The following is a 20,060-nucleotide window of genomic DNA, read 5'->3' on the forward strand; positions in this document are numbered from 1 at the left end:
CAGAACTCGGAAAAAGAGGACGTGCCGATCGTGGCTCAGAGCAGCGAGACCACCGACTGGGTCTCCCGTTTCGCGGATGACGTCATCGAGGAGTCGGAGCGTCGGGCTCCGGGCAAACCGGTCGTCGTCGCCTCGGGGCTCTCCCCGTCCGGCCCGATCCACCTGGGCAACCTGCGCGAGGTCATGACCCCGCACCTGGTCGCGGACGAGATCCGGCGGCGTGGGTACCAGGTCCGCCATCTGATCTCCTGGGACGACTACGACCGCTACCGCAAGGTGCCGGCCGGCATCGCGGGCGTCGACGAGTCCTGGGCCGAGCACATCGGCAAGCCGCTGACCTCGGTCCCGGCGCCGAAGGGCTCCGCGTTCCCGAACTGGGCCGAGCACTTCAAGTCCGCCATGGTGGAGGCGCTCGCCGAGCTGGGTGTGGAGTTCGACGGGATCAGCCAGACCGCGCAGTACACCTCGGGCGTCTACCGCGAGCAGATCCTGCACGCCATGAAGCACCGCGGTGACATCGACGCGATCCTCGACCAGTACCGCACCAAGAAGGCCCCGGGGAAGAAGCCGCAGCAGAAGGCGGTCGACGAGGCCGAGCTGGAGGCCGAGGAGGGCTCCGGCGCCGCCGCCGAGGACGACGGCAGCTCCGGCTCCGCGGGCTACTTCCCGTACAAGCCGTACTGCGGCGAGTGCGGCAAGGACCTCACCACCGTCACGTCGTACGACGACGAGACCACCGAGCTGGCCTACACCTGCACCGCGTGCGGGTTCGGCGAGACGGTCCGGCTGAGCGAGTTCAACCGGGGCAAGCTGGTCTGGAAGGTCGACTGGCCGATGCGCTGGGCCTACGAGGGCGTCATCTTCGAGCCCTCCGGCGTCGACCACTCCTCGCCGGGCTCCTCCTTCCAGGTCGGCGGCCAGATCGTCGGCATCTTCGACGGCGAGCAGCCCATCGGCCCGATGTACGCGTTCGTCGGCATCTCCGGCATGGCCAAGATGTCGTCCTCGCGCGGTGGCGTGCCCACCCCGGGCGACGCGCTGAAGATCATGGAGCCGCAGCTGCTGCGCTGGCTGTACGCCCGCCGCCGCCCCAACCAGTCCTTCAAGATCGCCTTCGACCAGGAGATCCAGCGGCTGTACGACGAGTGGGACAAGCTGGCGGGCAAGGTCGCCGACGGTTCCGCGCTCCCCGGTGACGTCGCCGCGTACACCCGCGCCGTCGGCACCGCCGCCGGTGAACTGCCGAAGACCCCGCGCCCGCTGCCGTACCGCACGCTGGCCTCGGTCGCGGACATCACCGCCGGTCACCAGGACCAGGCGCTGCGCATCCTGTCCGAGCTGGACCCGGCGAACCCGATCACCGACCTCGCGGACGCCCGCCCCCGGTACGACAAGGCCGAGGCGTGGATCAACACCTACGTCCCCGCCGACCAGCGCACCATCGTCCGCGAGGAGCCGGACGCCGAGCTGCTGAAGTCGCTGGACGAGGAGGGGCGCCAGTCGCTGCGCCTCCTCGCCGACGGCCTCGCGGACAACTGGTCCCTGGACGGCCTGACGCATCTGGTCTACGGCGTCCCGAAGGTGCGCGCCGGCTTCTCCGCCGACGCCACCGCCAAGGAGCTGCCGCCGGAGATCAAGACGGCCCAGCGGACCTTCTTCGCCCTGCTGTACCACCTGCTGGTCGGCCGCGACACCGGCCCGCGTCTGCCCACCCTGCTGCTGGCCGTGGGCCAGGACCGGGTGCGGGCCCTGCTCGGGGAGTAGGCCGCACGGTTACGTGAGAGGGGGCGCCCGGTGTGACACCGGGCGCCCCCTCCTCGTCTGCGCACATCGCGGGCTCAAGCGATGTGGTCCTCCTCCATCTCCTTCATGTGACGCTGCTGGAAGCGCTCCGCCAGCACCTTCGCGTCACCGGAGTCGATGGCCAGGCCGTACGTGGCCTGTATGTCCTCGGCCAGCATCGGGCCCGTCGGGTAACTGCCGTCTATCGACTGCCGGAAGACCTGGTACAGGTCCTCCTCGTCCGGCTCCGGCACGCCGCCGCCCTCGCCCAGCTCACGGGTGCGGTTGGGGCCGACCGGGATCGGGAAGCTGCCCGTCTCCTCCGGGGAGGGCTGCTGGAACTGCTCGGGCGGCTGCTCCTCGTACCAGTCCCCGTACTGCTCCTCGGGGAAGTACTGCGGGTCGGGGACCGGCTCGAACGCCGGGTCGTAGCCGCCCTGGTACTCGATGTCGCCCGGCGCCTTCCCCTGGAACCAGGGGCTCTGCTCGTCGTCCTCGGGGCCCATGGGGGCGCCCTGCCGCGGGAACTGTCCGGCGGGCGGCTGCTGTGGGGGATGTGGCTGGGCCGGGCCCATCGGGTCCATCGCGGTCGCCTGGCCCACCGGGGCCGCCTGGAGCGCACCCGCCACCGGGGCCTGGGGCAGTACCGGAACCGGCGGAGCCACCACCGCCTCGATGCCCGCCGCCGCCAGGCCCGCCGGGGCCGTCTCCGCGAGCGGGACGCCGTAGCGCGCCAGGCGCAGCGGCATCAGGGACTCCACGGGGGCCTTGCGGCGCCAGGCGCGGCCGAAGCGGGAGCGCAGCCGGGCCTGGTAGACGAGACGTTCCTGCTCCAGCTTGATGACCTGCTCGTAGGAGCGCAGCTCCCACAGCTTCATCCGCCGCCACAGCAGGAACGTCGGCACCGGGGAGAGCAGCCAGCGCGTGATGCGCACGCCCTCCATGTGCTTGTCGGCGGTGATGTCCGCGATCCGGCCGACCGCGTGCCGGGCCGCCTCCACGGAGACCACGAACAGGATCGGGATCACCGCGTGCATCCCGACGCCCAGCGGATCCGGCCACGCGGCCGCGCCGTTGAAGGCGATGGTGGCCGCCGTGAGCAGCCAGGCCGTCTGGCGCAGCATCGGGAAGGGGATGCGCATCCAGGTCAGCAGCAGGTCGAGCGCGAGCAGCACACAGATGCCCGCGTCGATGCCGACCGGGAACACATAGGAGAAGTTCCCGAAGCCCTTCTTGAGGGCCAGTGCGCGGACGGCCGCGTACGAACCGGCGAAGCCGATACCGGCGATGATCAAGGCGCCGGCCACGACCAAGCCGATGAGTACGCGGTGCATCCGAGTCAGCTGAAGTGGCGCGGCCACTCGTACTCCCCTCCCGTTGCGTGTTGTTGCGCGCAACAGGGTGGCACACGTGTGCGCCGAACGTGGTGCCGGTCAGTCCTTCTTGTCGTCCTTGGCGGACGCCGAGGCGCTGGGGGACGCCGACTCGGACGCCTTGCCGGAGGGCGACGCGGACGGCTTCCCGGACGGCTTCTTCGACGGGGAGGCGGCGGCGCCGTCGCCCGAACCGGGCGCCTGACCACGGCCGTTGGCGGCCGAGACGGAGGCGATGACCTCCTTGGCGGCCTTCTCGGCGTCCTTCGTCAGATCGTCGGCGTCCGGCGTCTTCTCGCCCGCGAGACCCGCGCCGTTGTAGTCCAGCGTGACGACAACATTCTGGACACGGGCGACCACGGTCTGCTGCTTGAAGGCGCCCTCCTTCTTCTTCAGGTCGTAGCGCACCGCCGTCGCCTCGTCGCCCGCGCCGGTCAGCGGCTGCGACTTGGTGCCCTTCGCGCCCGAGACGTGCTGGGCGTCGGTGAGCTGCTGGGTGTAGTACGAGTGGGCCTGGTCGTTGCCGCTGCCCCGGGCCGCGTCGGAGTCGAAGCGCAGCAGGGAGACGCTCAGCCAGCGGAACTGCGAGCCCTTGACGCCGTTGTCGTCCAGGCTGGTCCATGTGCAGGAGGAGCGGGCGGCGGTGTCGTCGCTCTTGCCCTTCTTGCCCGACTTGGACTTCGGCACCAGGCCGTCCAGCGTCTTCTCGGTCAGCGCGTCGCAGGGCTCGGGGAGCTTCTGGTACGCGGCCGGGGCGATGGTCGCGGTGGCGTCCGGCGAGGACGTGCCCGCCGTGTCACCGCCCGCGCTCTGCCGGGCGGCCGGGGTGTTCTTGTTCGCGGAGTCGCCGGAGTCCGACGAGCATCCCGCGGTGATGAGCACCGCGGGCACCGCGGCCGCGCACACCAGAACGCGGCTCAGGCGCCCGGCTCGATGGTGGGCACGGTCGTCTCGCTGTACGGCTCGCTGCATGGTTCCTTCACTCATGACGCTCGGTGTTCGTGCGGGTTCCTGCGGGGTCACGGTACGCGGTGAAGGAGGCGTGTGTTTCCGGTTCGCGGGGTGCGCTGAGTGACGGAAGGGGCGGGCGAAGGGGCGTCAGCCGTCGAGCTGGTCGGCCAGTTGGGAGGCCAGATCCCGGGCCCTGTCCTGCATTTCCTTGCTGTCCGGGACCGCTCCGACGACCATCGGCTGCTCCTCGTACTCCAGGGTCACGACGACGTTGGACGTGCGGAACACCACAGTCACGGTGCGCGGTTCGGACGTCGAGCCGGAGGTGGAGAGCTGGTCGTCGAGGTACGCCTCGTCGCCGAGGTCGGGCAGGGCGCGGGGGCGCAGATCGGCGGAGTCGGCGGGGGTGCCGGTGCCGGTCGCGGTCGCGCCGTCCGAGGGGTCGGCGCCCGGGGAGGCGCTCGCGTCCGGGCTCGCCTTGCCGCTCGGGGCGGCGGTGGGGGAGGCGGGTTCGCCGCCCGGGGCGCCGGGGACGGGGAGATGGGCCGCCTTCTCCATGCCCTCGAACAGCTTGCGGGCCTCGTTGTCGTCGCTGACCGCGTTGTCGAAGGACACCACGCGCTCGAAGTCCACCGAGAGGCGGTCGGTGGCGGTGGTGGACTCGACCTTCCAGTGGCAGCCCACCTTGCGGTCGGTGTCGTAGGTCAGCTCGGGCACGCCCCGGTAGGCCTTGTCGCGCTGGTCGGGGTCGGTGAGCTGACGGATGCCGGGCAGCAGCGTGGCGAGGGTGTCGTGGCCGACGGCACCGCAGGGCTCGGGCAGCGTGCGGTACTTGCCGGGCTGGGCGGCGACCGTGGCGGTGTCCGCGGCGCCCGGGTTGGCGTCGTCGGTCGGACTCGCTCCGTCCGAGCCGCTCGTGCAGCCTGTCAGCAACGTCGCGAGGAGGGCGGCGGTACCGATGACGTAGGCCTTCCGCTGCACGGTCGGGCTCCTCTCGACGGGGGTGCGCATCCGGCGGCGGGCGCGCCGGTGTTCCAGTGTCCCCGCTGGTTATTCGCTTGCCGCGGCGGGGCGCCTGCTGGACACAATGTGTATCGCACGCACCACCGCGGACGCCGGTCCCTCATCCCTTTTCACCGACCATGGCGCCGCTTTTGCGTTCTGCGCCTTTTGAGGCTTTTTCTGTCACCGGGGGAACGAGGAAGAGATGTCGTACGTCGAGATACCGGGCGCCCGGGTGCCCGTCCGCATGTGGGCCGACCCCGCCACCGTCGAGGACGGCGCCCTGCGCCAGCTGCAGAACGTCGCCACGCTCCCCTGGATCCGCGGCCTCGCCGTCATGCCCGACGTCCACTACGGCAAGGGCGCGACGGTCGGCTCGGTCATCGCGATGCGGGACGCGGTGTGCCCGGCGGCGGTGGGGGTGGACATCGGGTGCGGGATGTCGGCGGTGAAGACGTCGCTGACGGCGAACGATCTGCCGGGGGATCTGTCGCGGCTCAGGTCGCGGATCGAGCAGATGATTCCGGTGGGGCGGGGGATGCACGACGACCCTGTCGAGCCCGGGCAGTTCCACGGTCTGGCCACGGCCGGCTGGGCGGAGTTCTGGGGCCGCTTCGACGGGGTCGCCGGAGCGGTGAAGTTCCGTGAGGAGCGCGCCCACAAGCAGATGGGAACGCTCGGCAGCGGGAATCACATGATCGAAGTCTGTCTCGACCAGTCGGACTCGGTCTGGCTCATGCTCCACTCAGGCTCCCGCAACATCGGCAAGGAGCTGGCCGAACACCACATCGGCGTCGCGCAGAAGCTCCCGCACAACCAGGGCCTGGTGGACCGCGACCTGGCTGTCTTCGTCTCCGACACCCCGCAGATGGCGGCCTACCGCAACGACCTGTTCTGGGCGCAGGAGTACGCCAAGTACAACCGCACGCTCATGATGGCGCTCCTGAAGGACGTCATCCGCAAGGAGTTCAAGAAGGCCAAGCCGGTCTTCGAGCCGGAGATCTCCTGCCACCACAACTACGTGGCGGAGGAGCGGTACGACGGCGTGGACCTGCTGGTGACCCGCAAGGGCGCGATCCGGGCCGGCTCCGGCGAGTACGGCATCATCCCCGGCTCCATGGGGACGAGTTCGTACATCGTGAAGGGCCTCGGCAACGAGAAGGCCTTCAACTCCGCCTCCCACGGCGCCGGCCGGCGGATGAGCCGCAACGCGGCCAAGCGTCACTTCACGGTCAAGGACCTGGAGTACCAGACCCGCGGTGTGGAATGCCGCAAGGATTCCGGCGTCCTGGACGAGATCCCTGGCGCGTACAAGAACATCGACCAGGTGATGGAGCAGCAGCGGGACCTGGTGGAAGTGGTGGCGAAGCTGAAGCAGTTCGTCTGCGTGAAGGGCTGAGCGTCAGGCCGGTCGCGGACCCGGGTTCTACCGCCGTGCGGGCGGACTCGGGTCCCAGCCGACGGCGAACGACCACGACAGGTGCCGTCCCGCCGTGACCTGGAGGGTGCCGACCTCGCCGGATTCGCTCATCGGGATTTCGTTCAGGGTCGGAATCACCTTTCCCTTTTCGCACGCGAGAGGGAAAGACACATCGGCGGGCGACACCTTTACCGACATCCGGCCGGCGCCCCGGCAGTTGATGGCGACGGCCAGTGTCCTGCCCGCCTTGATTCCGCCGGGTATGGAATAAGCGGCACTTCCCGAGATGGCCGCCGCCGAGTTCAGGACCTTGATGCCGTCCGAGGAGATCCGGGGTGCCCTGTCGACGGACGGCGCGTGCGGATCGTGCCGCGTGGCGGGCGCCGGTGCCGATGCGGCGGGAGTGCCCGCGGCGCCCTTGGTGTCATGACCGTCGCAGCCGGCCACGGCCAGCGCGAGGAGCAGTACACCGCCCGCACGCCTGAGTGTCACGCCTTTTCCGGACAACAATTCGGGCCCCCTGAGTACCAGCCGGCCTGGTGCTGACATCTCCGAACCCTCACGCAGGCGAGATCGGCCGGTCAAGCATTCCCCGAAGGTTTGAGGAAGACCTGAGCCGGCCGCTCGCTCATTTCGCGTGCCGTACCGCGTAGATCATCACGAACGCGATCACGTGGATGCCGAAGAGGAAGTACGCCAGGAAGTACCAGACCTGGCGTTCGTCCTTGGTCTCCTGGGCGAGGCGGCGCTGTTCGGCGGTTTTCTCGGAGTCCGGCATCACAGCTCCCGGTGGACCTTGGTGTTGGAGGCCTGGGCGCGGGGGCGCAGGACCAGGAGGTCGACGTTGACGTGGCTGGGGCGGGTGACCGCCCAGGTGATCGTCTCGGCCACGTCGCCGGCGGTGAGGGGGGCCGCGACGCCCTCGTAGACCTTGGCCGCCTTCGCGGTGTCGCCGTCGAAGCGGGTCAGGGCGAACTCGTCCGTCTTCACCATGCCGGGGGCGATCTCCACGACCCGGACCGGCTTGCCGACGATCTCCAGGCGCAGGGTCTCGGCGAGGACGTGCTCGCCGTGCTTGGCGGCGACATAGCCCGCGCCGCCCTCGTACGTGCCGAGACCGGCGGTGGAGGAGACGACGACCACCACGCCGTCGCCGCTCGCCTCCAGCTTGGGCAGCAGGGCCTGGGTGATGTTGAGGGTGCCGATGACGTTCGTCTCGTACATCGTGCGCCAGTGGTCCGGGTCGCCGGTCGCCACCGGGTCCGCGCCGAGCGCGCCGCCCGCGTTGTTGACCAGCACGCCGATCGTGCGGAACGCCGTCGCGAACTCGTCCACCGCCGCGCGGTCCGTCACGTCCAGCGGGTACGCCGTCGCGGAGTGGCCCGCCGCGTTGATCTCCTCGGCCAGCGCCTCGATACGGTCCTTGCGGCGCGCGGTGAGGACGACCCGGTAGCCGGCCTCGGCCAGGCTGCGGGCGGTGGCCGCGCCGATCCCGCTGCTCGCGCCCGTGACGACGGCGATACGGGCGGCGGCGGACGGGGCTGCGGGGGCCATGGGCTGCTCCTGTGCGGTCAAGAAACGGGGCGCTGCCCGTCCAGCGTAGGCGAGCGCCGGCGGCCGCTCCCCGGCGGCCGAGTCCCGTAGTGGCTCCGTCGGCCGCGACTGGGTGGTGCCGCACTTCGAGAAGGTGCTCTACGACAACGCGCCGCTCTGCCGGGCCCGCGCCGCCCGCTCCTCAGCCCCCGTTCCGCGGCGCCCACATGATCAGCCCCATCCCCGCCAGGCACACCAGCGCCCCCGCGATGTCCCAGCGGTCGGGGCGGTAGCCGTCCGCGACCACGCCCCACAGGATCGACCCCGCCACGAAGATGCCGCCGTACGCGGCCAGGATGCGGCCGAAGTGGGCGTCGGGCTGGAAGGTGGCGACGAACCCGTACGCGCCGAGGGCCAGTACCCCGCCCGCCGTCCACAGCCACCCCCGGTGCTCCCGTACGCCCTGCCAGACCAGCCACGCGCCGCCGATCTCGAAGAGCGCGGCGACGACGAAGAGGGCGGCGGAGCGGAGGATCAGCATGGGGGGAAGGGTGTCATGTCCCCTCCGGGGCCGTACGGGGTCCGGCCGGGGCGTTCACCTGATGGACGGCGCCTGGCCCGCCGCTGCCGTGGCATACATCCCCTGGGCAGCGATACGGCTTCGGGCTGGAAGTGGTGAGCGGCATGGGCGTGCGGGCGAGGGCGTGGGCGCTGCTGGGTGCGGGGGCGGGTGTCCTGGTGGGGGCGGCGGGGCCCGCGGGCGCGGCTGAGGGAACCCCCCGCGCCGATCTCTCCTTCCACGGCAGTGCCGTCCTCACCGGCGACCGGGTCGAGGTGCGGCTCACCCCGCGCGACGCGGGCCCCGCCGCCGTGGCGGACGCGAGCGTGCGGCTGCGCTGGTCGGTGCCGCTGGCGGAGCGGCAGGAGCTGCCGTCCGCGTGCGCGCGCACCGGGGAGCGGACCGTGGTGTGCGGGACGGGCGCGCTGGCCGCGGGAAGGGCCGGGCGCACCCTCGCGCTGACCGTCGCCCTGCGCCGGGCCGCCTCGGAGGTCACCCTGGAGGTGGAGCCCGCCTGGAACGGCGGCGTGAGCGACCCGGACCGCTCGAACGACCGCCTGAAGGTGCTGGTCCTGGACACGGGGGACGCGTACGCGTTCTGAGCGGCCGCAGTCGACGGACAGGACGTACAGGAGGTCCTCATGGCCGGGAACCGCACCGCCCGGGCCGGGCTGCTGGCGGAGCTGGACGCGGTGTCCCGGCGGTACATCGCGTCGTACGCCCTGTTCAGCCAGGCCGTCGCCGACCGGATCGGGCTGCACCCCACCGACCTCCAGTGTCTGAACCTGCTCACCCTGGAGCCGGAGCCGGTCACCACCGGCCGGGTCGCGGAGCTGACCGGGCTCACCACCGGCTCCGCCACCCGCCTGGTGGACCGGCTCGAACGCGCCGGGTACGTCGTACGGGGACGGGACGAGGGGGACCGGCGCCGGGTGCTCGTGGTGCCCGTGGCGGAGCGGATCGGGGAGTTCCGGCGGGTGTGGGAGACGCTGTCCGGCGACTGGTACCGCATCTTCGACGAGCTGGACGACGCCGAACTGGCCGTGATCGTACGGCACATGGAGCGCACGGTGGAGTTCTCGCAGGAGCAGGCCGCCCGGCTGCGCGAGGCGCGTGCGGCGGAGGACCGGAGGGGGCCGGCGGGGCCCGGCGGCGGGCGTCAGCACGACGTCAGCGGGGCGTCAGCGAAACGTGGGGACGGGGGCGGAGAGTAGTCGACGTCAGCAGGACGGGGCGGGTTCCACCCGCTTCGTCCGGTCACTCTTCGCAGCACCTCACGGGGGAATTCCCATGCGTACGCTCCACCGTTCGACCGCACTCGCCGCCGCCGGTACCGCCGTCCTCGCCCTCGCCCTGACCGCCTGCGGCGGCTCCGGCTCCGGCTCCGGCGCGAAGGACGAGGGCGCCGCCAAGCCCGCGGCCACGGTGGCGGCCAAGCCGTCGAAGGAGGCCTCCGCGCCGGCCGGGTCCGCCGGCACGGCCGCGAAGTCCGGCGGCACCGCGAAGTCCGGTGGCACCGCCGAGGGCACCACGACCGTCGCGAAGACCACCACCGCCCAGCAGGCCGCCCCCAAGTCCGGCGGCTCCAAGGACACCGACAGCTACGCCTACACCCACCCCTGCGCCGGCGGCCAGGTGACCGTGCGGGTGACCAAGCGCGCCACCACCCAGCGGGTCATCGAGGTCCGCAACACCGGCGCGAGCGCCTGCGGCCTGAGCTACTACCCCACCGTCGACCTCGGCTCCTCCACGTCGGCCGACCAGAGCCACAACATCAAGCCGCTGGTCCCCGGCGGCCTCGGCGGTCCGCCCGCCTACGCCCTCCGCGCCGGCCGTACCACCTACGCCGTCATCGACCTCGACCCGAGCGGCGCCACCACCGGCACCGCGCGCGGCATCGACGAGATGAACGTGCTGGCCGACGGCGACCACATGCCCAACGCCGAGACCCGGAACTTCCCCCTCGGCTCCGGCGCGAAGGTCCTCAAGCCGAAGCTGGGCCTGTACAGCGCGACGGTCGCGCAGGCGGTCGACTCGATGCGGCAGGCGGACACGCGGGCCTGATCCGGCGCGGGGCGACAGCCCGCCCGGAGCCTCCGGCCGGCCCGGTGACGGTGAGATCCCGGTAAAAAGGACCACCGTGGATCACCGGGCCCGGCCGAACGCTCCCGCGCCTTGGCAGACTGGTCGGGTGCCCCAGACTGTGCTCCTCGCCGAAGACGACCGCGCCATCCGCCACGCCCTGGAGCGTGCCCTCACCCTGGAGGGCTACGCGGTGACGGCGGTCGCCGACGGTGTCGAGGCCCTGGCGCACGCCCACCGCACCCCGCCGGACGTGCTGCTGCTCGACGTGATGATGCCCGGCATCGACGGCCTCCAGGTCTGCCGGGTGCTGCGTGCCGAGGGCGACCGCACGCCGATCCTCATGCTCACCGCGCTGGTGGAGACCGCCGACCGCATCGCGGGCCTGGACGCGGGCGCCGACGACTACGTGGTCAAGCCGTTCGACGTGGAGGAGGTCTTCGCCCGGCTGCGCGCGCTGCTGCGCCGTACCACCTCCACGCCGGCGATTCCCGCCCCCGCCGTCAGCCCCGAGGACCGGCCGGTGCTCGCCGAGCGCCACCAGGTGGGCGCCGCCGGGCTGCGGATGGACCTCCAGGCCCGCCGCTGCTGGCGCGGGGTGCGCGAGCTGGAGCTGACCCGCACCGAGTTCGAGCTGCTGGAACTGCTGGTGCGCAACGCGGGCATCGTGCTCGACCACTCCACGATCTACGACCGCATCTGGGGCTACGACTTCGGGCCGGGCTCCAAGAACCTCGCCGTCTACGTCGGCTATCTGCGCCGCAAGCTGGACGAGCCGGACGCCCCGCAGCTGATCCACACCGTGCGCGGTGTGGGGTACGTGCTGCGGGAGGAGTAGTGGACCGTCCCTGGTGGCCGCCGGGCCGGTCGCGGGCCGGCCGGACGAAGCTGGTCTCGCTGCGCACCACCTTCGCGGTGTCCTTCGCCGCCGTCACCGCCGCCGTCACGATCCTGGTCGGCATCCTGTCGTACGGCTCGGCGGCCCGGCTCGTCCGGGTGGACCAGCAGTCGGTGTTCACACAGGTCGTGGGGGACGTACGGGACGAGGTGCGGCAGCACGACATGACCCCGGACGACTTCTCCTCCTCCCGCCCCGGGCACGACGTCGTACGGCCCGCGCGGACGGATGTGCAGGTGCTGGGCGCGCGCGGGGAGATCGTCGACCACGGCAGCCCGGTGCTGCCGGTGACGGCCGCCGACCGGGCCGCCGCCGGGGCGCGGGCGGCCGGGAAGCTGGCCGAGCACAAGGACGTACGGGTCGGCGAGGACCTGTTCCGGGTCGCCACCGTCTCGCTCGGGGACGGCAAGGGCGCGGTCCAGGTGGCGCAGGAGTTCAGCGACACCGAGGACCTGCTGCGCACGCTCCAGCAGCGGACGCTGATCCTGATGGCGGCGGTCGTGGTGGGGGCGGGGCTGTTCGGCTGGTGGCTGGCGCGCCGGATCACCCGGCGTCTGGTGGTGCTCACGGCGGCCGCCGAGGACGTGGCCCGCACCCGGCGGCTCGGCATCGAGGTGCCCGTCGCCGGACTCGACGAGGTCGGGCGGCTCGGCCGCGCCTTCGACCGGATGCTGGGCCGGCTCGCCCAGTCGGAGGAGGACCAGCGGCGGCTGGTCCAGGACGCGGGGCACGAGCTGCGCACCCCGCTGACCTCGCTGCGTACGAACATCTCGCTGCTGCGGCGGCTGGACGAGCTGCCGCCCGGCACGCGCGAGGAGCTGGTCGCGGACCTCGGCCAGGAGGCCCGCGAGCTGACCGACCTGGTGAACGAGCTGGTCGACCTCGCCGCCGGGCAGTCCGACTCCGAGCCGCCGCAGCGGGTGGACCTCGCCGACCTCGCGGAGGACGTGGCGGGGCTCGCCGGGCGCCGTACCGGCCGGGAGATCGTGCTGCGGGTCAGCGGGGACACCCGGACCGAGGGGCGGCCCGGGATGCTCCAGCGGGCCATCTCGAACCTGGTCGAGAACGCCGCGAAGTTCGACCGGGACGGCACCGCGCCGATCGAGGTCCGCGTCACCGGCCCCGCCCGCGCGGGCACTGTCCGCGTGGAGGTCCTCGACCGGGGCCAGGGCATCGCCGAGGGCGACCTCATCCGCATCTTCGACCGCTTCTACCGCGCCGCCGACGCCCGCTCCCTCCCCGGCTCCGGCCTCGGCCTCTCCATCGTCCGCGAGGTCGCGACGGCCCACGGCGGCGCCCCGTTCGCCTACCGCCGCGAGGGCGGCGGCGCGGTCATCGGCTTCACGGTCGGCGGCGCGGTGGCCGGGGGAGACACCCCCTAGTGGTCGCGGGCCGCCGCGTTCCGGCGGGATGTCGCGAGGGTCCAGGCCAGGTTGCCGGCTGCCGCGCCGGCCGCGACGGCGGCGACGATCACGCCGCCGGTGGCCAGGCCGTCGCTGAAGAGGTGGGGGCGGGGGTCGAGGCTGTGGAGGCCGAAGCCGCACAGTTCGTACACCCCGACGGCGGCGACGACGAGGCTGACGAACAGCAGGGTCAGGGTCGGGGTGAGGTCGCGTACGTCGATCCCCACGGCGGTGCCCGGCGTCGCCGGTCGCGTGTCCGTTCGCGTCTCCTGCATGTCTCCCCTGATGAGCTGGATGGACTGGCCTGTGGCCGATGGCGGATGGAAACCCACGGTATGGAGGACGGGCCCGGTGGGGGTCCGGTGCCACGCGCATCGGCGATGTGCGTCACTGGTCGGGGTGACGCCCACGGCACCCGGCCGGGGGCGGTGACGCGGTCTTTCCATGATGACCGAGATCGCGGACACCTCCGTACGGCGCGCGCGGACGGGCCCGTACTCACCTCCCGGGCCGTGCTTGACCCTGACCCCGGGGGCAGGGTCTAGCGTGCCGTGACATGAGCGGCGGGCGGAGCGGGGCGGCGGGGATGCGGATCGGGGAGCTGGCCCGGCGGGCCGGGACCACGGTGAAGGCGGTGCGGTACTACGAGTCCCTGGGCCTGGTGACCCCGGCCCGCCGCCCGAACGGCTACCGCAGCTACGACGGGGCCGACCTGCGCCTGGTCCAGGAGATCCGGGCGCTGAAACGCCTCGGCATCCCCGCCGAGCGCACCCGCCCGTTCCTGGACTGTCTGACGGCGGGCCGCAGCCACGCGGACTGCCCGGCCTCGCTCGCGGGATACCGCGACGCGGTCGCTGAACTCACCCTGCGCATAGAGGAGTTGACCGCGAGAAGGGCGCTGCTGACCGCACGCCTGGAAGCGGCCGCGCAGCCGGGCGCACCCCTGACGGAGGAGAGCGGAACGATGGACGACCACCTCACCCTGCCCGCCGGCCTGCCCGTACCCGAGGACGACGGCGCCGCCCGTCACCTCCCCGGCACCCGGATGCCGCCGCTGGCCCTGCCGGACACGGCGGACGGGACCGTACGGCTCGGCGCCCTCGGCCCCGGCCGCACGGTGATCTACGTCTACCCCCTCACCGGCCGCCCCGGCACCGACCTGCCCGAGGGCTGGGACGCCATCCCCGGCGCCCGGGGCTGCACCGTGGAGTCGTGCGGCTTCCGCGACCACTTCGAGGAGCTGCGGGAGGCCGGCGCGGCCGGGGTGTACGGGCTCTCCAGCCAGGACACCGGCTACCAGCGCGAGGTCGTGGAGCGGCTCCGGCTGCCCTTCCCGATGCTCTCCGACCCCGGCTTCGCCCTCGCCGGAGCGCTGGACCTGCCCACCTTCGAGGCGGCGGGGAGGCGTCTGTACAGGCGGCTGACGCTGATCGTCCGTGACGGGGTGGTCGAGCACGTCTTCTACCCGGTCTTCCCGCCCGGCGAGCACGCGGAACGGGTGCTGGAGTGGCTGCGCGGGCGCCGGGGGGCGGTGGCGTAGGGCGGCTGCGAGTGGCCGGGCTCGGAGTCGTGGCGGCCGGGCTCGGCGGCGTGGCGGTGCGTCTCAGTGGCGCAGTGCCGTCGCCACCGTCGCCTTGATGTCGCCGCTCAGCTTGCGGTGGCTGCGGGCCGTGGCCTGGCGGTGGGAGCCCGCGCCGACGTTGTCGATGGTCACGACGACGGTGTCGAGCAGGTTGCCGTTCTTGTCGTCGAAGTTGACCTGGGCCACGAAGGACTTGCGGGAGTCGGTGGTGTTGTCCGCGGTCACCGCGACGTTCGCCCGGCCGTCGGAGTCGGTGGTGATCCCGCCGAGCTTCACATCGCTCTTGGCGTTCACCCCGCCCTTGACCTGGTCCAGCTTCCGCCGGGCCTCCGCCGTGGCCGAGGCCAGCGAGTCGCCCGCGCGGGAGGCGAGGGAGGAGGCCGCCGAGGCCGCCCTGCTCGCGCTGTCGGACGGGCTGCTCGACCCGTCCGAGCACCCGGCGGACGCTAGCCCGAGCGCCACCGCGACCACGGCTCCGGCCGTGCCTCTTATCCAGTACCCCGCCATGTCCCGCCTCCGTATCTCGCCGAAGATCACCGCTCCAGTCAAGGGGCGCGCACCCCGCCCCGCACGCCGTGTGGGACACCCGTGCGACCGGTCCACCCGAACGGGTCACCGTCGCTCGCGCGCACCCCGCGCCCGGGATCTGCTGCTCACAGGTGCCCGTCCGGCCGGGCCGCGGCGGAGTCGGAGCGGAGTCGGCGCGCAGCCGGAGCGGAGGAGGGCGGGCATGGCGCAGGAGCAGCCGTCGGAGAGCGCGGACTGGGAGGAGCTGCGGGCCCGGGTGGCCGCGCTGGAGGGGCGGCCACGGCCGCGGCGGCACCCCGGGCGGGCCGTCGTCGCCTTCGTGCTCGTCGTGCTCGGCTGTCTGCTCGCCCCGCTCGGCGTCGTCGCCGCCTGGACCGCCGACCTCGCCGACGACACCGACCGGTACGTCGCCACCGTCGCCCCGCTGGCCCGCGACCCCGCCGTCCAGGACGCCGTGGCGAACCGGGCCACCGACGCGCTGATGGACCGCCTCGACATCCCGAAGCTGCTGGCGAAGGTCGCCCCGAAGGACCGCCCCCTCGTCGACAAGGCGCTCGGCGGCATCGGCAGCTCGCTCCAGGGCGCGGTGCGCAGTTTCGTCAACGACAAGACGCGCGAGGTCGTCGCCTCCGACCGGTTCGCCACGTTCTGGACCAACGCCAACCGGCAGATCCACACCAGCGTCGACAAGGCCCTCACCGGCAGCGGGGGCGGCGCGGTCCAGCTCCAGGGCGACAAGGTGCAGATCGACCTCGCCCCCGTCATCGAGCAGGTCAAGGACCGGCTGGTCGGCGCGGGGCTCGGCCTCGCGGGCAAGATCCCCGAGGTGCACACCAGCTTCACCGTGCTCCAGGCGGAGGAGGTGGGCAAGCTCAAGACGTACTTCCGGCTGCTGGAGATCGCCGGGCTGTGGGTGCCCGTCCTCGCCGCCGTGCTGCTGATCGCCGGGGTGCTGACCGCCGTACGGCGCCGCCGGGCGCTCGTCGCCGCCGCGCTCGGCTTCGCCTTCACCGCCCTGCTGCTCGGCCTCGGCCTCACCGTCTTCCGGGTGGTCTACCTGGACGCCCTGCCCTCCGACGTCTCCCAGCCCGCCGCCGAGGCCGTCTACGACACCCTCACCCGGTTCCTGCGCACCGCCGTACGGGCCGTGATCACGCTCGGCGTGGTCGTCGCCCTCGCGGCCTGGCTCTCCGGACCCGGCCACTACGCGCGCGGCGTACGGGAGTTGTGGCACACGGGCATCCACGCCGTACGCGGCCAGGCCGACCGGTTCGGGATGCGCACCGGGCCGGTCGGGCCCTTCGCGCACCGCTACCGGCGCTGGATCGAGTGGCTGCTCGTGGCGGGGGCGGTCGTGGCGTACGTCCTCTGGGACCGCCCGACCGGCTGGGTGGTCGTCGGACTGGCCCTGGCGCTGCTGTTCGCGCTCGCGGTGGTGGACTTCCTGGCGGAGGCGCCGGAGCCGTCGAAGCCGCCTGGGTCGCCTACGTCGTCGGGGCCGCCTGGGGCGTCGGGGCCGCCTGAGTCGCCTGGGCCGGCGGGGGCGCCTGGGCCGGCGGGGGCGTCTGGGCCGCCGGAGGACCGTGGAGGCGGTCTGGGGGCCGGAGTCAGTCCGCCCGGCCGTCCTTGACCTGTCCCGGCCCGCCCTTCTCGATCCGTTCCGTCCCCAGCCACCGGTTCAGCGGCGGCTCCTGCGCCAGCACCGCCCCGATCGTCACCGCGAAGGTGATCGCCGCGCTGAGCACGATCAGCCAGGACAGCAGGGCCAGCACCAGGCCGAGCGAGCCGTACTCGCGCAGGGAGCGGTTGAGGGCCTGCGGCATGTAGATCCGCGCGGTGAGGCTGAGCGCGGTCGAGGCGGCCGACGCCAGCAGCGCCCCCGGCAGCAGCGCGAGCCACGGCACCCGCGCCGCGAGCAGCAGCCGCTGGGTCCACAGCCAGACGAACGTGCCGACCAGGAAGAGCAGCGGGGTGCCGAGCCACAGCCCGGCGCCGAAGCCGTCGCGCACCGGCGCCTGGAAGAGGATCACCAGCACCAGGACCAGCAGCCACACCACCCACCGCCAGGCCGCGATCCGCGTACCGGCCTTCGGCAGCCGCCACGCCCGCTCGCACACCCGCGCCATCGCCCGGCTGAAACTGGTGGCCGAGACCACCGTCACCACCAGCCCGATGATCCCGCTCGTCTCCCGGTACTCGGGGTCGGTGGACTCGTTCAGCACCTGGTCCAGCTGCCGGCTGGAACCCCCGGTCAGCCCGAACACGGCCCGCAGCGAGTCCCGCAACTGCTCCCGCATCCCCTCCGGCGCGAACGCGGCGAACGCGAACAGCAGCGGTACGGCCGCCAGGAACGCCTGCGCGGCCAGCCGGGTGGCCGCGTCCAGCAGGTTGGCGGAGAGCAGCCGCCCGGTCAGCTCGGTGATGACGGGGAAGCGCCGCTCGGCCTCCGCGCGCAGCCGCTCCAGCCGCGCCTTCCACGCCATACCGCCTCCCGACCCACCCGGCCCACAGAAGCCCAGTCAACGGGGCGGCCTGCGGGGACGGCGAGCGGTACGCGTCCGATCGGGCGTGTCGCCGCGTCAGTCCCCCCGCCCCTGGTCCCACCGGAACCGCCGTACGGCCACCACGGCCCCCGCCGCCCCCCACAGCGCCGGCACCCCGAGGTCGCCCCAGGGGAGGGTCGCCGGGCCGGGGCCGAAGGAGTGGAGGAGGGCGTCGTTGAAGGGTTTCACCGGGAGGGCGGAAGCGACGGTGTTCAGCAGGGAAGAGTGGATCGGCAGGTAGGTGCCGGAGATGAACACCAGGGGGAACAGCACGAGTTGGACCACCGCCGGGGCCGCCTCCGCGTTGCGGATCAGGGCCGAGACCCCGACGCCGAGGGCGCAGAAGGCGGCGGCGCCGAGAAGGAGGGAGGCGGTGAGGGCGGGCCAGTGGGCGGGGCCGGGGAGCGGGACGCCGTAGAGGGCGCCCACCGCCGTGATCAGCAGGACGTCGACCAGGCTGACCAGGACGCAGTGCGCCAGCAGCCCGACGAAGTACACCGAGGCGGGCAGGGGAGTGGCCCGGACCCGCTTCAGCACGCCGGTCTGCCGCCGCATCGCCAGCACGATCGCCAACTGGCTGTAGCAGGAGCCCAGTACGGACAGCGCGGCGATCGTGGAGACGTAGTACTGGAGCGCGGAGCGGCCGAAGTAGAACTCGGCCGAGCCGACACCGCCGAAGAGGCCGCCGAAGACCGCCATCACCACGACCGGGAACACGAACGTGAAGAACGCGCTCTGCGGATTGCGCCAGAACGACAGCTGCTCGTACCGGATCTGATGCCACGTCATTTCTAGGTTCATCCCGCGCTCCTCTCCCGTGCGTCCTCCGCCGGGGCCGTCAGTCGCAGATAGACCTCCTCCAGGCTCGGCCGGTCCACGGTCAGGCCCGTGAGGACCGTGTCGTGGCGCAGGGCCCAGCCGGTGAGGAGGTGCAGGGTCGCGGTGGGTTCGGGGGTCTCGACGGTGAGGAGGCCGTCGTTGTTGCATATCGCCTCAACTGGCAAGTCAGCCAAGGTGGTTCCGGGCGGCGGTGCGAAGCGGATGCGGGTGGTCGCGGTGTCGCGGCCGCCCAGTGCCGACGGCGTGCCCTCGGCCACGATCCGCCCGTCGGCGATCACCGCGACCCGGTCGGCGAGGCGCTGGGCCTCCTCCATGTAGTGGGTGGTGAGGACGATGGTGGTGCCCGTGTCGCGCAGCTCTCGTATCAACTGCCAGGCATTGCGGCGGGCGTTGGGGTCGAATCCGGTCGTCGGCTCGTCGAGGAAGAGCAGCGCGGGATCGCCGATCACCCCCAACGCCAGGTCCAGGCGCCGTTTCTGGCCGCCGGAGAGCGCCCGCACCTTCTGCCGCTCAAGCCCCGCGAGCCCGACCAGACCGACGACCTCGTCCACATCGCGCGGCGCGGGGTAGTAGCCCGCGTTACGGGCGACCGTCTCGCGGACGGTGAGGTACGGCTCGACCGCCACGTCCTGCAGCACCAGCCCGATCCGCTCGCGCAGCGCCCGCCCGGTGGCCTTCTCACCCGGGTCGAGACCGAGCACCTCCACCCGCCCCGCGTCCCGGTCCCGGAACCCCTCCAGGATCTCCATGGTGGTGGTCTTGCCGGCCCCGTTCCGCCCGAGCAGCGCGAAGATCTCCCCGTGCGCCACGGCGAAGTCCACTCCGCGCACGGCGTGCACGTCCCCGTGCCGCTTGTGCAGCCCCGCCACCACCACGGCGTCGGTCATGCCCGCACGCACCGCGCCACCACGGTCAGTTCGAGCCGCCGCCCGGCCATCCCCGGCGAGGCGGTCACCCCGAACTCGGTGCGGTCGACCCGGAGGGTGGCCCGTACGGTGAAGGCGTCCGCGAGCACGTCGAGTCGGACGACCGACAGCCGCACCGGCCGGGAGACCCCGTGCGCGGTCAGCGTCCCGGAGACCGCGTCGGCGCCCACCTCCGCGGAGACGAACGTGATCAGCGGGTGCGTGCCGGTGTCCAGGAACCGCGCCGACCGTACGGCGCCGTCCCGCTGTGCGTTGCCCGAGCGGAAGCTCGCCGCGTCGACCTCCGCGCCGATCCGCGAGCCGGAGAGCGGGTCCGCCACGTCGACGGTGCCGCCGCGCAGCGCGAACGTGCCGCGCACCGGCAGCAGTCCGAAGACGTGCGTGGTCCGGAAGGAGAGCGCCGAGCCGTCCGGGTCGATCGTGTAGCGGCCCGGGCGGGGGGTCTGGGTGGGCGTCGGAGTGGTGCCGCCTGTCGCGTTCATGCCCCCATTGCACGACGCGGGCGGGCCGGGCGGAAGAGTGAACGGTCTTATGCGCGGCCTGCGTTGGGAGCTGTCGTACCCGACTTTCGTAGGGGTCCGCCCCCGCCGGAGGTCCCCGATCCGCGCCGGCCGGGTCCGCCCCCGCCCCCGGTGTCC

The 20,060-nt window shown here is 72.7% G+C and carries 22 protein-coding genes; 9 read left to right on the top strand and 13 right to left on the bottom strand.

Going from position 1 to position 20,060, the window contains the following annotated elements:
• The first annotated feature begins 21 nt into the window (after positions 1 to 21).
• Positions 22 to 1,764, top strand: coding sequence for a lysine--tRNA ligase (gene lysS, locus AB0898_RS22780; protein ID WP_366804800.1), 1,743 nt, complete (start codon positions 22 to 24; stop codon positions 1,762 to 1,764).
• A 74-nt stretch (positions 1,765 to 1,838) separates the two neighbouring features.
• Here the strand turns inward: lysS and AB0898_RS22785 are convergent, their stop codons facing one another.
• The 3 genes from AB0898_RS22785 to AB0898_RS22795 form a co-directional block, all read right to left on the bottom strand.
• The gene (locus tag AB0898_RS22785; protein WP_366804801.1) at positions 1,839 to 3,116 is read right to left on the bottom strand and encodes a DUF2637 domain-containing protein; all 1,278 of its coding nucleotides are present in this window, start codon (positions 3,114 to 3,116) and stop codon (positions 1,839 to 1,841) included.
• A gap of 99 nt (positions 3,117 to 3,215) precedes the next feature.
• Positions 3,216 to 4,127 carry a DUF3558 domain-containing protein gene (locus AB0898_RS22790; protein WP_366804802.1) on the bottom strand — a complete coding sequence of 304 codons (912 nt, stop codon included), beginning with the start codon at positions 4,125 to 4,127 and terminating at the stop codon, positions 3,216 to 3,218.
• 126 nt (positions 4,128 to 4,253) lie between these two features.
• Positions 4,254 to 5,087 (bottom strand): DUF3558 domain-containing protein, encoded by an 834-nt coding sequence (locus tag AB0898_RS22795; protein ID WP_366804803.1) that lies wholly within the window; start codon positions 5,085 to 5,087, stop codon positions 4,254 to 4,256.
• 226 nt (positions 5,088 to 5,313) lie between these two features.
• On the opposite strand from AB0898_RS22795, the gene AB0898_RS22800 reads away from it, so the two are divergent.
• Positions 5,314 to 6,507, top strand: coding sequence for an RtcB family protein (locus AB0898_RS22800; protein WP_366804804.1), 1,194 nt, complete (start codon positions 5,314 to 5,316; stop codon positions 6,505 to 6,507).
• A gap of 27 nt (positions 6,508 to 6,534) precedes the next feature.
• On the opposite strand, the gene AB0898_RS22805 is transcribed toward AB0898_RS22800, so the two are convergent.
• The 4 genes from AB0898_RS22805 to AB0898_RS22820 all read right to left on the bottom strand — a co-directional run bounded on the left by AB0898_RS22805 (position 6,535) and on the right by AB0898_RS22820 (position 8,602).
• Complete coding sequence (locus tag AB0898_RS22805; RefSeq protein WP_366804805.1) at positions 6,535 to 7,077, bottom strand: hypothetical protein; 543 nt, start codon at positions 7,075 to 7,077, stop codon at positions 6,535 to 6,537.
• A 79-nt stretch (positions 7,078 to 7,156) separates the two neighbouring features.
• Entirely contained in the window at positions 7,157 to 7,306 is a 150-nt protein-coding gene (locus AB0898_RS22810) for a hypothetical protein (protein ID WP_366804806.1), read from the bottom strand.
• Entirely contained in the window at positions 7,306 to 8,082 is a 777-nt protein-coding gene (locus AB0898_RS22815; protein WP_366804807.1) for an SDR family NAD(P)-dependent oxidoreductase, read from the bottom strand. Before AB0898_RS22815 ends, AB0898_RS22810 begins: the two co-directional genes overlap by 1 nt.
• A gap of 181 nt (positions 8,083 to 8,263) precedes the next feature.
• Complete coding sequence (locus tag AB0898_RS22820) at positions 8,264 to 8,602, bottom strand: YnfA family protein (RefSeq protein ID WP_366804808.1); 339 nt, start codon at positions 8,600 to 8,602, stop codon at positions 8,264 to 8,266.
• Positions 8,603 to 8,745: 143 nt separating this feature from the next.
• Here AB0898_RS22820 and AB0898_RS22825 point away from each other — a divergent pair, with 143 nt between their 5' ends.
• The 5 genes from AB0898_RS22825 (at position 8,746) to AB0898_RS22845 (ending at position 12,982) form a co-directional block, all read left to right on the top strand.
• Complete coding sequence (locus tag AB0898_RS22825; protein WP_366804809.1) at positions 8,746 to 9,222, top strand: hypothetical protein; 477 nt, start codon at positions 8,746 to 8,748, stop codon at positions 9,220 to 9,222.
• A gap of 39 nt (positions 9,223 to 9,261) precedes the next feature.
• Positions 9,262 to 9,834 (top strand): MarR family winged helix-turn-helix transcriptional regulator, encoded by a 573-nt coding sequence (locus AB0898_RS22830; RefSeq protein ID WP_366804810.1) that lies wholly within the window; start codon positions 9,262 to 9,264, stop codon positions 9,832 to 9,834.
• A gap of 76 nt (positions 9,835 to 9,910) precedes the next feature.
• Complete coding sequence (locus tag AB0898_RS22835) at positions 9,911 to 10,684, top strand: DUF4232 domain-containing protein (protein WP_366804811.1); 774 nt, start codon at positions 9,911 to 9,913, stop codon at positions 10,682 to 10,684.
• Between the two features lie 127 nt (positions 10,685 to 10,811).
• Complete coding sequence (locus AB0898_RS22840; protein WP_366804812.1) at positions 10,812 to 11,540, top strand: response regulator transcription factor; 729 nt, start codon at positions 10,812 to 10,814, stop codon at positions 11,538 to 11,540.
• Positions 11,540 to 12,982: a HAMP domain-containing sensor histidine kinase gene (locus AB0898_RS22845; RefSeq protein WP_366804813.1), complete on the top strand. Its 1,443-nt coding sequence runs from the start codon at positions 11,540 to 11,542 to the stop codon at positions 12,980 to 12,982. The genes AB0898_RS22840 and AB0898_RS22845 overlap by 1 nt, the downstream gene beginning before the upstream one ends.
• Here AB0898_RS22845 and AB0898_RS22850 read toward each other — a convergent pair.
• Positions 12,979 to 13,278 (bottom strand): hypothetical protein, encoded by a 300-nt coding sequence (locus tag AB0898_RS22850; RefSeq protein WP_366804814.1) that lies wholly within the window; start codon positions 13,276 to 13,278, stop codon positions 12,979 to 12,981. The genes AB0898_RS22845 and AB0898_RS22850 overlap by 4 nt on opposite strands.
• Positions 13,279 to 13,559: 281 nt before the next feature.
• Between AB0898_RS22850 and AB0898_RS22855 the strand changes: the two genes are divergently transcribed.
• Entirely contained in the window at positions 13,560 to 14,543 is a 984-nt protein-coding gene (locus tag AB0898_RS22855; RefSeq protein WP_366804815.1) for a MerR family transcriptional regulator, read from the top strand.
• A gap of 63 nt (positions 14,544 to 14,606) precedes the next feature.
• Here the strand turns inward: AB0898_RS22855 and AB0898_RS22860 are convergent, their stop codons facing one another.
• A complete protein-coding gene (locus AB0898_RS22860; RefSeq protein ID WP_366804816.1) occupies positions 14,607 to 15,092 on the bottom strand; it encodes a hypothetical protein in 486 nt (161 codons plus the stop codon).
• Between the two features lie 223 nt (positions 15,093 to 15,315).
• Between AB0898_RS22860 and AB0898_RS22865 the strand changes: the two genes are divergently transcribed.
• Entirely contained in the window at positions 15,316 to 16,743 is a 1,428-nt protein-coding gene (locus AB0898_RS22865) for a hypothetical protein (protein ID WP_366804817.1), read from the top strand.
• On the opposite strand, the gene AB0898_RS22870 is transcribed toward AB0898_RS22865, so the two are convergent.
• The 4 genes from AB0898_RS22870 to AB0898_RS22885 form a co-directional block, all read right to left on the bottom strand.
• On the bottom strand, positions 16,721 to 17,596 hold the full coding sequence (locus tag AB0898_RS22870) for a YhjD/YihY/BrkB family envelope integrity protein (protein WP_366804818.1): 876 nt from the start codon (positions 17,594 to 17,596) through the stop codon (positions 16,721 to 16,723). The genes AB0898_RS22865 and AB0898_RS22870 overlap by 23 nt on opposite strands.
• A gap of 96 nt (positions 17,597 to 17,692) precedes the next feature.
• Positions 17,693 to 18,457, bottom strand: coding sequence for an ABC transporter permease (locus AB0898_RS22875; RefSeq protein WP_366804820.1), 765 nt, complete (start codon positions 18,455 to 18,457; stop codon positions 17,693 to 17,695).
• Positions 18,454 to 19,383 carry an ABC transporter ATP-binding protein gene (locus tag AB0898_RS22880; RefSeq protein ID WP_366804821.1) on the bottom strand — a complete coding sequence of 310 codons (930 nt, stop codon included), beginning with the start codon at positions 19,381 to 19,383 and terminating at the stop codon, positions 18,454 to 18,456. Before AB0898_RS22880 ends, AB0898_RS22875 begins: the two co-directional genes overlap by 4 nt.
• A complete protein-coding gene (locus AB0898_RS22885; RefSeq protein ID WP_366804822.1) occupies positions 19,380 to 19,904 on the bottom strand; it encodes a YceI family protein in 525 nt (174 codons plus the stop codon). The genes AB0898_RS22880 and AB0898_RS22885 overlap by 4 nt, the downstream gene beginning before the upstream one ends.
• Positions 19,905 to 20,060 lie beyond the last annotated feature (156 nt).

It is taken from the genome of Streptomyces sp. NPDC005435, assembly GCF_040703155.1.
Lineage (GTDB): Bacteria > Actinomycetota > Actinomycetes > Streptomycetales > Streptomycetaceae > Streptomyces.